The 14,258-nt window shown below is 71.4% G+C and carries 12 protein-coding genes; 7 read left to right on the forward strand and 5 right to left on the reverse strand.

Annotated elements, in window-relative coordinates:
* Positions 1–202 precede the first annotated feature (202 nt).
* Entirely contained in the window at positions 203–1,192 is a 990-nt protein-coding gene (locus MQP27_RS32995; protein WP_242771311.1) for a response regulator transcription factor, read from the reverse strand.
* Between the two features lie 201 nt (positions 1,193–1,393).
* Between MQP27_RS32995 and MQP27_RS33000 the strand changes: the two genes are divergently transcribed.
* Positions 1,394–1,942 carry a TetR/AcrR family transcriptional regulator gene (locus MQP27_RS33000; RefSeq protein WP_242772754.1) on the forward strand — a complete coding sequence of 183 codons (549 nt, stop codon included), beginning with the start codon at positions 1,394–1,396 and terminating at the stop codon, positions 1,940–1,942.
* A gap of 96 nt (positions 1,943–2,038) precedes the next feature.
* On the opposite strand, the gene MQP27_RS33005 is transcribed toward MQP27_RS33000, so the two are convergent.
* On the reverse strand, positions 2,039–3,007 hold the full coding sequence (locus MQP27_RS33005) for a DeoR/GlpR family DNA-binding transcription regulator (protein ID WP_308290026.1): 969 nt from the start codon (positions 3,005–3,007) through the stop codon (positions 2,039–2,041).
* Positions 3,008–3,173: 166 nt separating this feature from the next.
* Complete coding sequence (locus MQP27_RS33010; protein WP_242771315.1) at positions 3,174–4,622, reverse strand: NAD(P)H-quinone dehydrogenase; 1,449 nt, start codon at positions 4,620–4,622, stop codon at positions 3,174–3,176.
* A gap of 106 nt (positions 4,623–4,728) precedes the next feature.
* Here MQP27_RS33010 and MQP27_RS33015 point away from each other — a divergent pair, with 106 nt between their 5' ends.
* The 3 genes from MQP27_RS33015 (at position 4,729) to MQP27_RS33025 (ending at position 8,024) form a co-directional block, all read left to right on the forward strand.
* On the forward strand, positions 4,729–5,166 hold the full coding sequence (locus tag MQP27_RS33015; RefSeq protein WP_242771318.1) for a gamma-glutamylcyclotransferase family protein: 438 nt from the start codon (positions 4,729–4,731) through the stop codon (positions 5,164–5,166).
* Between the two features lie 146 nt (positions 5,167–5,312).
* The gene (locus tag MQP27_RS33020; protein WP_242771349.1) at positions 5,313–6,137 is read left to right on the forward strand and encodes a purine-nucleoside phosphorylase; all 825 of its coding nucleotides are present in this window, start codon (positions 5,313–5,315) and stop codon (positions 6,135–6,137) included.
* 255 nt (positions 6,138–6,392) lie between these two features.
* Complete coding sequence (locus MQP27_RS33025) at positions 6,393–8,024, forward strand: phospho-sugar mutase (RefSeq protein WP_242771352.1); 1,632 nt, start codon at positions 6,393–6,395, stop codon at positions 8,022–8,024.
* Positions 8,025–8,297: 273 nt separating this feature from the next.
* Here the strand turns inward: MQP27_RS33025 and MQP27_RS33030 are convergent, their stop codons facing one another.
* Both MQP27_RS33030 and MQP27_RS33035 read right to left on the reverse strand, forming a co-directional pair.
* Positions 8,298–9,944, reverse strand: coding sequence for a hypothetical protein (locus tag MQP27_RS33030; RefSeq protein WP_242771368.1), 1,647 nt, complete (start codon positions 9,942–9,944; stop codon positions 8,298–8,300).
* A 164-nt stretch (positions 9,945–10,108) separates the two neighbouring features.
* Positions 10,109–10,747 carry a PH domain-containing protein gene (locus tag MQP27_RS33035; RefSeq protein WP_242771371.1) on the reverse strand — a complete coding sequence of 213 codons (639 nt, stop codon included), beginning with the start codon at positions 10,745–10,747 and terminating at the stop codon, positions 10,109–10,111.
* 204 nt (positions 10,748–10,951) lie between these two features.
* Between MQP27_RS33035 and deoC the strand changes: the two genes are divergently transcribed.
* The 3 genes from deoC to MQP27_RS33050 are packed head-to-tail and all read left to right on the forward strand — an operon-like array spanning position 10,952 to position 14,222.
* Positions 10,952–11,905, forward strand: a complete 954-nt coding sequence (deoC, locus tag MQP27_RS33040; RefSeq protein WP_242772756.1) for a deoxyribose-phosphate aldolase — start codon at positions 10,952–10,954, stop codon at positions 11,903–11,905.
* A gap of 6 nt (positions 11,906–11,911) precedes the next feature.
* On the forward strand, positions 11,912–13,342 hold the full coding sequence (locus MQP27_RS33045) for an aldehyde dehydrogenase family protein (protein ID WP_242771374.1): 1,431 nt from the start codon (positions 11,912–11,914) through the stop codon (positions 13,340–13,342).
* Positions 13,335–14,222 (forward strand): aldehyde dehydrogenase family protein, encoded by an 888-nt coding sequence (locus MQP27_RS33050; protein WP_242771390.1) that lies wholly within the window; start codon positions 13,335–13,337, stop codon positions 14,220–14,222. The genes MQP27_RS33045 and MQP27_RS33050 overlap by 8 nt, the downstream gene beginning before the upstream one ends.
* Positions 14,223–14,258 lie beyond the last annotated feature (36 nt).

Consider the following 14,258-nt stretch of genomic DNA (forward strand, 5'->3'; position numbering starts at 1 on the left):
AGCCACCCGCACCTCGACGAGGCGCCCGCCGGACCGGAGCAGTCGGTCCAACGGGCGCCTCGTCTTTCTCCCCGTCCCCCGCGACGGTGGTCGAAGGCGGGGGCGCCGACGACAGCGAGCCCCCGCTGATCCCAGTGAAACGGCACCCACCACGGACCACCAGCCGTCAATCTGACGTATCGCGACATGACGCCACGCCGGCTCAGTCACCGATCAGCCCGAGATCCCGTCCCCTCCTCAGCAGCGCGGCCGTGTGTCCCGCCTCCAGCTTGCGGTGAAGGGAGGCGATGTAGCCGCGCACGGTGGCGGGCGCGAGCCGCATCCGGCGGGCCGCCTCGGTCGCCGTATGCCCCTGGTGGAGGTGGAGAAGTGTGCGGTGCTCCTGCTCGGTGACCCCCAGCACCCGTGCGACGGCCCGCGCCCGGGCGAGGTCCCGCAGGAGCAGCATGGCGGGCAGTCCGGGCGTGGCGGCCGGGACGTACCGCACCTCGATGTCCCGCGCGGTGAACGACTCCCCGCGGGACAGCCGGGGATCGTCCTGTACGACGGCCAGCAGGCCCGCGGCGACGGCGTTGAGGGCGTAGGGCCGGCCTTGTCCGTCGAAGGAGACGACGCCTTTCTCCTGTCCGCCCGCGAGTTCCAGGGCGAGGGCGGACAGCAGCCGCAGTTGCTCGCGCTCCCGCAAGGTCCGCTCGGCGACGGAGAGTTGGAGCTGGGCGAAGCCGAAGAGGTCCCGGTCCCGTTCGCTGAACTCGGTGCCCGAGCGGGTGAGCGCGTATCCCTCCACGACGGTCATGTCCGAGCCGGCGGAGGCGACCAGGTGGCGGCGCATGCCGAAGGGCCGGAAGTCCAGGTTGTAGCAGTGGGTGCGCTGCCACTGCCGGTCCCCGGCGACATCGCTCACCCGCCATGCCTCCGAGGTCGGCGTCTGAAGCATCACCTCGGTCAGCGGGTGGTCGAGCGGATGGTCGTAGATGACCATCGGGTCCGCGTGGAAGGATTCCTGAGGCAGTGACAGGGTGGTCAGGCCCACCCCGTCCACCGAGAGGCGGTAGCACTGAGCGGCGTCGGCCGCGATCAGCCCCAGTAATCCGGGCAGGGCCCGTTCCTGCAACTCGCGGACGGAGTCCGCCTCTTCTAGCTCTCGTACGAGCGTCAGCACGCGACGCGCGTCCACACCGCTGATGTCCATCGCATTCCCCCGGCGCTGCTCCCGCCTGAGAAGAAGGTACGGCTTCCGCGGGGCGCGGGGAGCCCGTGTGCGTGTGCTCGATGGCATCCTTGAAGCACGAACGGCGCACAGAGGGAGCAGGTGGGAGGCATGGTGGGCGCAACCTCGTCCGAGGCCCGGGAGGACCGGGGCACGACGGTGACCCCTGAGCCTCCGCGCGCCATGCGTGCCGACGCCCGCCGCAACTACGAGCGGCTGCTCGCCGAGGCCCGCGCGGCCTTCGCGACGCACGGCACGGACGCCTCCCTGGAGGACGTGGCGCGCCGGGCGGGCGTGGGCATCGGCACCCTGTACCGCCATTTCCCCAACCGGCACGCCCTGCTCAGCGCGGTCTTCGAGGACGCGGTGAACGATCTGCTGACCCGCGCGCAGGAGCTGCGGCACGCGCCCGAGCCGTGTACGGCCCTGGTGACCTGGCTGGGCGAGATGGTCGCCCAGGCCGGGGAGTACCGGGGTCTGTCCCGGGCCCTGATGGCGGTGACGTCGGACCGGACCTCACCGCTGTCCCGGTGCAGCGCGCCCATCCGCGAGGCGGGCGAGGCCCTGCTCAGACGGGCTCAGGAGGCGGGCAGGGTGCGGAAGGACGTGGCGATCACGGACCTCCTCCAACTGACCCACGCGATCGCCCTGGCCGCGGAGGAGTCCCCAACAGACCCCCAACTGGCCGACCGCTTGCTCCACTTGACGCTGCGGGGCTTGAAGGCGACTTGAGGAGCAGCCAACCCAAGGGGCGCGGGGAACTGCGCAACCAGCCACGACGGCGCCGCACCCGACCCACGAGCCGTCGCCGCCCACCCAGCGGAGCGCCTAGCGTCGCCGCAGATCAGCAACCCGCGCCCGCTGCTCGGCCCCCGGCCCGGTCTCACCGAGCACCGTCGCGGCCCGCAGTCCCGGTCCCGCCCCGGGCACCTGTCCGCGTCGAGGCCCCGGCAGAGCCACGTCCCGGCGCGGTTGACGCGGGGGGACGGAATCACCGCCCGTACCCGAGCCCCCCGAACCTCCGGCGACGGCGATCTGCACACCCTGGTCGGCGAGGGCCTGGAGCTCGGTGGCGGCGCGGTCGTCATGCCCTGGCGGCTCGTCGGTCACCAGCCGCGTGATCACATCCGTGGGCACGGTCTGGAACATGGTGTCCGTACCGAGCTTGGTGTGGTCGGCGAGGACGACGACCTCCGCGGCGGCCTGCACCAGCGCCCGGTCGACGGACGCGGAGAGCATGTTGGAGGTGGACAGCCCGCGTTCGGCGGTGAGCCCGCTCCCGGACAGGAAGGCCCTGGAGACCCGCAGCCCCTGCAGGGACTGCTCGGCCCCGCTGCCCACCAGGGCGTAGTTGGAGCCGCGCAGGGTTCCGCCGGTCATCACGACCTCGACCCGGTTGGCATGGGCCAACGCCTGTGCCACCAGAAGGGAGTTGGTGACGACGGTCAGCCCGGGGACCCGGGCGAGCCGGCGGGCCAGCTCCTGTGTGGTGGTCCCCGCCCCCACGACGATGGCCTCGCCCTCTTCCACGAAGCCCGCGGCAAGGTCGGCGATGGCCGTCTTCTCGGCGGTCGCGAGATGTGACTTCTGCGGAAAGCCGGACTCCCGCGTGAAACCGCCCGGCAGTACCGCACCGCCGTGCCGGCGGTCGAGGAGTCCTTCTGCCTCCAGCGCGCGCACGTCCCGCCGTACGGTCACTTCGGAGGTCTGGACGACGCGGGCGAGCTCACGGAGCGATACAGCCCCATTGGCTCGCACCATTTCGAGGATCAATTGGCGACGTTCTGCAGCGAACACGAAACTGACAGTAACCCCAACGACCGTCTGCTTTCAGCAGTATGCGCCGAATAAACGAAGTTGTTCGCACACAAGGGCGGGAAGTGGTATAGGGCCTACCCGCCCCGACTATGCCGTACGCATGCTCGACAACTCCCCGTGACCAGCGGGGAATCGGTTTCGGCCGTCAGACGTCCCCGCCCGTCTTACGGGTGTGCAGCTGCCGCGCGACCTCCGCGATCGACCCCGAAAGGGAGGGATACACGGTGAACGCGTTCGCGATCTGTTCGACCGTCAGATTGTTGTCGACGGCGATCGAGATCGGATGGATCAGTTCCGAGGCACGCGGCGAGACGACCACACCGCCCACGACAATGCCCGTTCCCGGCCGGCAGAAGAGCTTCACGAAGCCGTCCCGGATGCCCTGCATCTTGGCGCGCGGGTTGCGCAGCAGCGGCAGCTTCACCACCCGGGCGTCGATCTTCCCCGCGTCGACGTCGGCCTGCGTGTACCCGACGGTCGCGATCTCGGGATCGGTGAACACGTTCGAGGACACGGTCTTCAGGTTCAGCGGAGCCACCGCGTCACCGAGGAAGTGGTACATGGCGATACGGCCCTGCATGGCGGCGACCGAGGCGAGCGCGAAGACCCCGGTCACGTCACCGGCGGCGTACACGCCCGGAGCGGTGGTCCTGCTCACCTTGTCGGTCCAGATGTGCCCGGACTCGCGCAGCCGCACCCCCGCCTCCTCCAGCCCCATCCCCGCGCTGTTGGGGATGGCGCCGACGGCCATGAGGCAGTGCGACCCGCTGATGACCCGCCCGTCCGACAGGGTCACCTCGACCCGGTCGCCGACGCGCTTGGCGGCGGCGGCCCGGGACCGGGCCATGACGTTCATCCCCCGGCGCCGGAAGACGTCCTCGAGAACCGCGGCGGCGTCCGGGTCCTCCCCCGGCAGCACCCGGTCCCGGGACGAGACGAGGGTGACCTTCGACCCGAGCGCCTGATAGGCGCCGGCGAACTCGGCACCGGTGACACCTGACCCGACCACGATCAGCTCTTCCGGCAGCTCGGTGAGGTCGTAGACCTGGGTCCAGTTCAGGATCCGCTCGCCGTCGGGCTGCGCGTCGGGCACCTCACGGGGATGCCCGCCGGTGGCGATGAGCACGGCGTCGGCGGTGAGCGTCTCCTCGCTCCCGTCCGCGGCGCTCACCACGACCTTCCGGGACCCGTCGAGCCCCTGCATGCCTTCGAGCCGCCCGCGCCCGCGCATGACCCGCGCACCCGCACGCGTCACCGAGGCGGTAATGTCGTGCGACTGGGCAAGCGCAAGCCGCTTCACACGCCGGTTGACCTTCCCCAGGTCGACCCCCACCACCCGCGCCGCCTGCTCCAGAGGCGGAGTGTCATCGGCGACGATGATCCCCAGTTCCTCGTAGGACGAGTCGAAGGTCGTCATGACCTCAGCCGTTGCGATAAGGGTCTTCGACGGCACGCAGTCGGTGAGCACCGACGCCCCGCCCAGACCGTCGCAGTCGACGACGGTCACCTCCGCGCCGAGCTGGGCGGCCACCAGGGCCGCCTCGTATCCGCCGGGTCCGCCACCGATGATCACGATCCGAGTCACGTACCCCATTGTCCCGCACGCTTCAAGGTGCTACCGCCCGGGGGCGGGGCAACGGGTCGGCAAGGGGCGCCTGATCCCTGTGAGTCCCCTGTTGCCACTGCCGTACCCTCGACCCATGTCGCTCTACGCCGCGTACGCCGGCAATCTCGACGCGCGGCTGATGACCCGCCGCGCTCCGCACTCGCCCATGCGTGCCACGGGCTGGCTGAACGGATGGCGGCTGACCTTCGGCGGCGAGCACATGGGCTGGGAGGGCGCCCTGGCGACGATCGTCGAGGACCCGCTCTCCCAGGTCTTCGTGTCGCTGTACGACATCGCCCCGCCGGACGAGGAGTCGATGGACCGCTGGGAGGGCGTGGGCCTGGACATCTACCGCCGCGCCAGGGTCCGCGTGCACACCCTGGAGGGCGAGGAGCAGGCGTGGGTGTACGTCCTCAACGGCTACGAGGGCGGCCTCCCGTCGGCCCGCTACCTGGGCGAGATCGCCGACGCGGCGGAGTCCGCGGGAGCCCCGCACGACTACGTGATGGAGCTACGGAAACGCCCCTGCTGATGCCACAGCGGACCCACACCGAACCCACAGACGCCACAAAGGTCCCCTTCCTCCCCATCTTTCGTTGGAAACGACAAGACAACGATCGCCATCCCGTGAGCTCTGTCATCTACGCGCGTAGGCCCTGACCGGCTACCCTCGACCGCGTGAACGCATCTCTTCTTCCGGACGACATCCAGGGCGACCCCCACGCCGCCGCCGACGCCGCCGCCGCGCGCCTGCGCGAACTGACCGGCGCCGAGACCCACGACGTCGCCCTCGTGATGGGCTCCGGCTGGGGCCCGGCCGTCGACGCGCTCGGCAGCCCCGATGCCGAGTTCCAGGTCACCGAGCTGCCGGGCTTCCCGCCGCCTGCGGTCGAGGGGCACGGCGGCAAGATCCGCTCGTACAGGATCGGCCAGAAGCGCGCGCTCGTCTTCCTCGGCCGCACCCACTACTACGAGGGCCGCGGCGTGGCCGCCGTCGCCCACGGCGTCCGCACGGCCGTGGCCGCCGGCTGCAAGACAGTGGTCCTCACCAACGGCTGCGGCGGCCTGCGCGAGGGCATGCGCCCCGGCCAGCCGGTCCTCATCAGCGACCACATCAACCTGACGGCGACCTCCCCCATCGTCGGCGCCAACTTCGTCGACCTCACCGACCTGTACTCGCCGCGCCTGCGCGCGCTGTGCAAGGAGATCGACCCCACGCTCGAAGAGGGCGTGTACGCGCAGTTCCCCGGCCCGCACTACGAGACGCCGGCCGAGATCCGCATGGCCCGTGTGATCGGTGCGGACCTGGTGGGCATGTCGACAGTGCTGGAAGCGATCGCCGCGCGCGAGGCGGGCGCGGAGGTGCTCGGCATCTCCCTGGTGACCAACCTCGCCGCGGGCATGACCGGTGAGCCGCTGAACCACGAGGAGGTTCTGCAGGCGGGGCGTGACTCGGCGACGCGGATGGGGGCGCTGCTGGCGCAGGTACTGGGCAGGATCTGATCGTCGCAGGAGGGGGTGCCAGGATCGGTCACAGGGCGACTGCGGGTCCGTAGGGGCTGGTCGCGCCCACGCGGCGGAGCCGCAAATCGATACAGCCCCGCGCCCCTTTGGGGCGCTGCAGCCGCCGTCACCTTCTCGGTCGACCGATTCCGCCCCGACCCACAACCGAACCGGCGGCGCTACGCGCACCCCCACCGAAGCCGCAGCGGCGCCGCAGGCATCCCCACCACGCACCCGAGATCTTGGAGACCGACCGTGCACGACGATCTCATCGCCCGCGCCAGGACCTGGCTCGCCGAGGACCCCGACGCGGACACCCGCGACGAACTCGCCAAGCTCATCGAGGCCGGCGATGTCACCGAGCTCGCCGACCGCTTCGCCGGCACGCTCCAGTTCGGCACCGCGGGCCTCCGGGGCGAACTCGGCGCCGGCCCCATGCGCATGAACCGCTCCGTCGTCATCCGCGCCGCGGCCGGCCTCGCCGCGTACCTCAACGCCAAGGGCCAGACCGGCGGCCTGGTCGTCGTCGGCTACGACGCCCGCCACAAGTCCGCCGACTTCGCCCGCGACACCGCGGCCGTGATGACCGGCGCCGGCCTCCGGGCCGCCGTACTCCCCCGCCCCCTCCCCACCCCGGTCCTCGCGTACGCCATAAGGCACCTCGGCGCGGTGGCCGGCGTGGAGGTCACCGCCAGCCACAACCCGCCCCGCGACAACGGCTACAAGGTCTACCTCGGCGACGGCTCCCAGATCGTGCCCCCCGCGGACGCGGAGATCGCAGCCGAAATCCAGGCGATCACGTCCCTCCACGACGTCCCCCGCCCCGACACCGGCTGGGAGACCCTCGACGACTCCGTCCTCGACGCCTACCTGGTCCGCACGGACGCCGTACTCGCGCCGCACTCCCCCCGCACGGCCCGCACGGTCTACACGGCGATGCACGGAGTGGGCAAGGACGTCCTCCTCGCGGCCTTCGCCCGCGCGGGCTTCCCGACCCCCGCCCTGGTCACCGATCAGGCCGACCCCGACCCGGACTTCCCGACCGTCGCCTTCCCCAACCCGGAAGAGCCCGGCGCCATGGACCTGGCCTTCGCCAAGGCCCGCGAGACGGACCCGGACCTGATCATCGCGAACGACCCGGACGCGGACCGCTGCGCCGTGGCGGTCAGGGCGGACGACGACTGGCGCATGCTCCGCGGCGACGAGGTCGGCGCACTGCTCGCCGCCCACCTGGTGGCCCGCGGAGCGCAGGGCACCTTCGCGGAGTCGATCGTCTCCTCGTCCCTCCTCGGCCGTATCGCCGAGAAGGCGGGCCTCCCCTACGAGGAGACCCTCACCGGCTTCAAGTGGATCGCCCGCGTGGACGGCCTGCGCTACGGCTACGAGGAGGCCCTCGGCTACTGCGTGGACCCGGACGGTGTAAGGGACAAGGACGGCATCACAGCCGCCCTCCTGATCACGGAACTGGCGTCCACCCTGAAGGAGGAGAACCGCACCCTCCTCGACCTCCTGGACGACCTCGCGGTCGAGCACGGCCTGCACGCCACCGACCAACTCTCGGTCCGCGTGGAGGACTTGGGGATCATCGCCCAGGCCATGAACCAACTCCGCGAACACCCGCCCACCCACCTCGCGGGCCTGCCGATCACCAACGCGGAGGACCTCACCCGGGGCACGGACAAGCTCCCGCCCACGGACGGCCTGCGCTACACCCTCGACGGCGCCCGGGTGATCGTCCGCCCGAGCGGCACGGAACCAAAGCTCAAGTGCTACCTGGAGGTGGTGGTCCCCGTCCCGACGCACGCCGACCTCCCCACGGCCCACGCCACCGCGACCGGCCTCCTCACCGCGATCAAGCGCGACCTGTCGGCGGCGGCGGGCATCTGAAGCCAGTGTCCGGCCTGCGTACCGCCTGTTCAGCATGGGGCGGACGCGGCCGGGGCGGGCTGCCGGGGAGCATGCGGCAAATCGGCGGTGCGTTTGTCTGCCACCGTTTCCCGGGCTCCCTGGCGGGCCGTACAGCCTGCGTCAGCAGTCCTCGGCAAATCACCCGATGGGGTGCTCCGCCGCCGTATCGCTGCCGGGTGCACGGTCCCAGAGCGGCCGGGTGCCGTCCCCGGCGGAGCCGACCCCGCACAGCAGTCAGGGCACCTACCGCGCTCACGGCCCGTACAGCAGCAGCGCCAGCCAGGCCAGGAGGACGAGGACGCCCGCCGGCCACAGCAGCCGCCCGCGCTCCCGCTCGCCGGCGGCGCCGAGCGGCCGTAGCGAAGGATCGCGCCACATCGCGTCGATCTCGGCGGCAACGCGCTCGTAGGGGTGGACCATCCCCAGCTTCCGCTCCAGCCACGGCCAGCGGAAACCGAAGACCGAGAACTCGTCGAACGACGCCCGGTGACTGTCGATCTTCAGCTCGCTCCCCTTGCACCGGACGACCCGTATGTGGTCCCAGGCGACGTGCTGGGCACGCCGGAACCCGTTGAACCACAGCCCCTCCTCGTCGGCCGTGACGCGCCACGCCAACCAGCGCGGTGCCACCAACGCGACCACGACACCCACGGCACCGCCGACGACGTACCGGAACACCCCGGTCTCGCCCCAGACCGAGAAGTGCACGGCCCACACCAGGGCCGACGCCCCGGTCAGCCAGTCGGGCCAGCCGGCCCGCCAGCGCAGTACGCCCTTGCCGCCGAGCCGGTACGGATCCCCGGCCACGGCCTGCTCCGCCGACCGGCTCAGCTCCTCGTACACCGCGTCGAGCTTCGCCTTCTGCTTCTCCAACCGGAGCCCGAACCGCACCCGCCCGTCCGACACGGGCCGTACGGGCCCGATCGACCGCTCCACCACGGGCGGCGCGCCCGGCCCCTCGGCGGCGCTGACGATCAGCACCTCGGCGCCCTCGTAGGGGGCGCCGTAGAGAACCGCCTCACGGAGGGACCCGGGCTGCTCATGTTCCGCGTCGGGGTCGTCGTCCACCTTCGTCACGGCGACCGTGAACAGCGGCCGCAGCGCCCCCAGGTCGTCGGAGGCGAACACCTCGGTGTCCACGGAGTTCCCTTCCCGCACCAGCACCTTGAGCACCGGCGCGGGCGCCGACCGCAGCGCCGCGGCCCTACGGCGTCCCAGGAACCCGGAGAACGACACGGTGAGGCCGACCCCGGCGAGGAAGAGGCCCGCGACCGCCCCCGCCCGCCGGTCGTCCGCGGCGGCGGCCAGCGGCGCTGCGGCGGTCAGCGCGGCCCCGGCGGCGAGGAGCACCAGCCCGAGCCGGCCGAACAGCTTCCCCCGCCGAAGCGGGCGCTTCGCGTCCGGGAGTACGGCCGTGACGCCGCCGACCGCCGCGAGCGCCTCGTCCCGCTGCCGCTCCCGGGCCCGCAGCCGCACGTGGGCCGCCCAGGCGAAGGCACCCGCCAGCAGCACGCCGGCGGGCTCCAGCAGCCGGGCCGGGTCCGGCGGCAGCCAGACGACCAGGGCGATCTGCAGTACGGCGGTGAACCGGACGACCTCGGGCCGCACCAGCAGCCACAGCAGCTGCAGGGCGAGGACCGCGGCGACGGCCGGGGCCGCCGTGCCGCCGACTGCGAGCCCGCAGCCGCCGAGCAGGGCGAGGACGGCGAACGCGAGGACGAGCCGGCGGGGCACCCGCACCGGGACCCAACGGGGTGCGAGCGCGCGCGTCCAGCGGAGCGTCTGCGTGCTGTCCCAGGGCAGGCAGCCGTCGGGCAGCGCAGAGACGGGCAGCCGCGAGGGCCGCCGGGGCGTCGTATTCGGCGTATTCGGCGTATTCGGCGTATTCGTCGGACTCATGGATTCCCAGCCGGTCGGGACCACCGAGGTGGCAGCGGTCCTCGGTTCCGTCCGGGTGGGGGGCGGCCGTCGTGGCCCGAGGTGTGACGTGGCGCAGAGCATGCCCGGGAAACCTGTGAAGTTCCAGGTCGGGGCAGTACCGGTGCGGGCGTGGAGGGCGGTCGTCAGCCGACGGCGAAGAGGATCGCCAGTACGACAGCGCCCGCGAGCGCCGGGCCCACGACCTCGTACGCCCAGCGGACGGTGATCTCGCCCTGGGCGCTCTCCTTCTCGCCGCGGGCCTCAAGGAGCTCGCGCAGGTCGTCCATGGCACGGTCGGACTCGGCGCGGTCGGCGCCCTCGGGGAACTGCCGGGTGGCGGTGAAGCCGCCGATCCCGCCGATGCCGGGGCGTACCTGGCCGCTCGCCTGCGCGGCCCTGCGGGTGGCGCGCCGGGCGGCCTTCTTGCGGGCGCGCAGGGAGACCGGGAGGGCCCACAGCTGGTACTTGGTGCCGGACTTGGCGACGACCTCGTTCGAGTACGCCGATCGCAGGGTGGCGATCTCGGTCCACGGCAGGACGATCACCCGGAAGGGGTTGCGGATGCGGAGGCGTTCGTCGTTGGTGTGGACGGCGGGGCGGAGGGTGAAGGCGACGATCAGGGGGACGGCGAGGATCAGGCCGGCCAGGGCGAACCACGGGGTGCGGCCGTGGCCGGTGACGAGTGCGTCGATGCCCAGCCAGGCGGCGATGGCCAGCAGTACGGCTCCGCCGATGATGCCGGCGCTGGAGCGGTAGGTGCGGTCGCTTTGCTGGGTCGTCATGTGGGCGATTGTGCCTTAGAGGTTCGCCTAATCGCCGCGGGGGCGTGTGTACGTGTGCGAGTGCGCGTTGTGTGTGGCTGGTCGCGCAGTTCCCCGCGCCCCTTTGGGGGCGCTCACCTTCCCTGCGCCGAGAGGAACCGCATATCCAAGAGACCCACCGGGCTGTACAGCCGCTACGCGCGTAGATATGCTCGTCTGGTGACCATGCCCACCACTGCACCCCACGCACTTGCTGACGTCACCGCGTCCGGCAGCACGCTGCGCCGTTTCCTTCACGGGCTGCCCGGCGTCGACGCGGTCGGACTGGAGGCGCGTGCCGCCTCGCTCGGCACCCGTTCCATCAAGACCACCGCGAAGGCGTACGCCATCGACCTCGCCATCTCGATGGTCGACCTGACGACGCTGGAAGGCGCGGACACCCCGGGCAAGGTCCGGGCGCTCGGCGCCAAGGCGGTCCACCCCGACCCGACCGACCGCACGACCCCGGCGACCGCGGCCGTCTGCGTCTACCCGGACATGGTGGCCACCGCCAAGGAGGCCGTCGCCGGGTCGACCGTGAAGGTCGCCTCCGTCGCCACCGCCTTCCCGGCGGGCCGCGCGGCCCTGTCCGTGAAGCTGGCCGACGTGCGGGAAGCCGTCGCCGCGGGCGCCGACGAGATCGACATGGTCATCGACCGCGGGGCCTTCCTGGCGGGGAACTACCTGAAGGTGTACGACGAGATCACCGCCGTGAAGGAGGCCTGCGGGGCGTCGGCCCGGCTCAAGGTCATCTTCGAGACCGGTGAGCTGTCGACGTACGACAACATCCGGCGGGCGAGCTGGCTCGGCATGCTGGCGGGCGCCGACTTCATCAAGACGTCCACCGGCAAGGTGGCGGTGAACGCGACGCCCGCGAACACCCTGCTGATGCTGGAGGCGGTGCGCGACTTCCGCGCCCAGACCGGGGTACAGGTGGGCGTGAAGCCCGCCGGCGGGATCAGGACGTCCAAGGACGCGATCAAGTTTCTGGTTCTGGTCAACGAGACCGCGGGCGAGGACTGGCTGGACAACCACTGGTTCCGCTTCGGCGCCTCCTCGCTTCTGAACGATCTGCTGATGCAGCGCCAGAAGCTGGCCACCGGCCGCTACTCCGGCCCCGACTACGTGACGGTGGACTGATCGATCATGGTTTTTGAGTACGCACCCGCACCCGAGTCCCGTTCCGTCGTCGACATCGCCCCCTCCTACGGCCTGTTCATCGACGGCGAGTTCACGGAGGCGGCGGACGGCAAGGTCTTCAAGACGGTCTCCCCCGCGACCGAGGAGGTTCTCTCCGAGATCGCGCAGGCCGGTGCCGAGGACGTCGACCGCGCGGTGAAGGCCGCCCGCAAGGCCTTCGAGAAGTGGTCCGCGCTGCCGGGCTCCGAGCGCGCCAAGTACCTGTTCCGCATCGCGCGGATCATCCAGGAGCGCAGCCGTGAACTGGCCGTCCTGGAGACCCTGGACAACGGCAAGCCCATCAAGGAGACCCGCGACGCCGACCTCCCCCTGGTCGCCGCGCACTTCTTCTACTACGCGGGCTGGGCCGACAAGCTGGAGCACGCCGGGTACGGGACGAACCCGAGGCCCCTGGGCGTGGCCGGCCAGGTCATCCCCTGGAACTTCCCGCTGCTGATGCTGGCGTGGAAGATCGCCCCGGCGCTCGCGACCGGCAACACGGTCGTCCTGAAGCCCGCGGAGACCACCCCGCTGTCGGCGTTGTTCTTCGCGGACATCTGCCGCCAGGCGGGCCTGCCCAAGGGCGTCGTCAACATCCTTCCCGGTTACGGCGACACGGGCGCCGCGCTCGTCGCGCACCCGGACGTGAACAAGGTCGCCTTCACCGGCTCCACGGCCGTCGGCAAGGAGATCGCGAAGACGGTCGCGGGCACCCGCAAGAAGCTCACCCTCGAACTGGGCGGCAAGGGCGCCAACATCGTCTTCGACGACGCCCCGATCGACCAGGCGGTGGAGGGGATCGTCAACGGGATCTTCTTCAACCAGGGCCAGGTCTGCTGCGCGGGCAGCCGCCTGCTGGTCCAGGAGTCGATCCAGGACGAGCTGCTGGACTCCCTCAAGCGCAGGCTCTCCACGCTCCGGCTGGGCGACCCGCTGGACAAGAACACGGACATCGGCGCGATCAACTCCGAGGAGCAGCTGGCCCGTATCACCACGCTCGTCGAGCAGGGCGAGGCCGAGGGCGCCGAGCGCTGGTCGCCGGCCTGCGAGATCCCGACCTCCGGCTACTGGTTCGCGCCGACGCTCTTCACCAACGTCACCCAGGCGCACCGGATCGCCCGGGACGAGATCTTCGGCCCGGTCCTGTCGGTCCTCACCTTCCGCACGCCGGACGAGGCCGTCGCCAAGGCCAACAACACGCCGTACGGCCTGTCGGCGGGCATCTGGACCGAGAAGGGATCGAGGATCCTGGCCGTCGCGAACAAGCTCCGCGCGGGCGTCGTCTGGTCCAACACGTTCAACAAGTTCGACCCGACCTCGCCCTTCGGCGGCTACAAGGAGTCGGGCTTCGGCCGCGAGGGCGGCCGCCACGGCCTGGAGGCATACCTCGATGTCTGATCGCCTGTCTGTCTTCAAGACCTACAAGCTGTACGTCGGCGGGAAGTTCCCGCGTTCCGAGAGCGGCCGGGTGTACGAGGTGACCGACGCAAAGGGCAAGTGGCTGGCCAACGCACCGCAGTCCAGCCGTAAGGACGCCCGGGACGCGGTCGTCGCCGCCCGCAAGGCCTTCGGCGGCTGGGCGGGGGCCACCGCCTACAACCGCGGGCAGGTCCTGTACCGGGTCGCGGAGATGCTGGAGGGCCGGCGGGAGCAGTTCGTCCGCGAGGTGTCCGACGCCGAGGGGCTCGGCAAGTCCAAGGCGGCCGCGGTCGTGGACGCGGCGGTCGACCGCTGGGTCTGGTACGCGGGCTGGACCGACAAGATCGCCCAGGTGGTCGGGGGCGGAAACCCGGTCGCGGGCCCGTACTTCAACCTCTCCTCGCCCGAACCGACGGGTGTGGTGGCGATCCTGGCCCCGCAGGAGTCGTCGTTCCTGGGCCTGGTCTCGGTGCTCGCGCCGGTGATCGCGACCGGCAACACGGCGATCGTGATCGCGAGCGAGAAGTCCCCGCTCCCGGCACTGTCGTTGGGCGAGGTGCTCGCCACCTCCGACGTGCCCGGCGGCGTGGTCAACGTCCTCTCCGGCCGTACGGCGGAGATCGCGGCGCCGCTCGCCGCGCACCAGGACGTCAACGCGATCGACCTCGCGGGCGCGGACGACGTACTGGCGAAGGAGCTGGAGATCGCGGCGGCCGACAACCTCAAGCGCGTCCTGCGTCCACAGCCTGTGGACGACTGGGCCGCGACGCCCGGCATCGACCGCATGACGGCGTTCCTGGAGACGAAGACGGTCTGGCACCCGACCGGGTCGCTGGGCGCGTCGGGCTCGTCGTACTGACGACTCCCCTCCCCAAGCCGAGAGCCGCGCTTCCCC

The sequence above is a fragment of the Streptomyces cylindrosporus genome (genome assembly GCF_022698165.1).
Classification (GTDB): domain Bacteria; phylum Actinomycetota; class Actinomycetes; order Streptomycetales; family Streptomycetaceae; genus Streptomyces; species Streptomyces cylindrosporus.

Coding starts and splice junctions, on each gene's coding strand:
- MQP27_RS32995 (WP_242771311.1), bottom strand. CDS start 1,192: ATGGACATCAGCGGTGTGGACGCGCGTCGCGTGCTGACGCTCGTACGA.
- MQP27_RS33000 (WP_242772754.1), top strand. CDS start 1,394: ATGCGTGCCGACGCCCGCCGCAACTACGAGCGGCTGCTCGCCGAGGCC.
- MQP27_RS33010 (WP_242771315.1), bottom strand. CDS start 4,622: ATGGGGTACGTGACTCGGATCGTGATCATCGGTGGCGGACCCGGCGGA.
- MQP27_RS33015 (WP_242771318.1), top strand. CDS start 4,729: ATGTCGCTCTACGCCGCGTACGCCGGCAATCTCGACGCGCGGCTGATG.
- MQP27_RS33030 (WP_242771368.1), bottom strand. CDS start 9,944: ATGAGTCCGACGAATACGCCGAATACGCCGAATACGCCGAATACGACG.
- MQP27_RS33035 (WP_242771371.1), bottom strand. CDS start 10,747: ATGACGACCCAGCAAAGCGACCGCACCTACCGCTCCAGCGCCGGCATC.
- deoC (WP_242772756.1), top strand. CDS start 10,952: ATGCCCACCACTGCACCCCACGCACTTGCTGACGTCACCGCGTCCGGC.
- MQP27_RS33045 (WP_242771374.1), top strand. CDS start 11,912: ATGGTTTTTGAGTACGCACCCGCACCCGAGTCCCGTTCCGTCGTCGAC.
- MQP27_RS33050 (WP_242771390.1), top strand. CDS start 13,335: ATGTCTGATCGCCTGTCTGTCTTCAAGACCTACAAGCTGTACGTCGGC.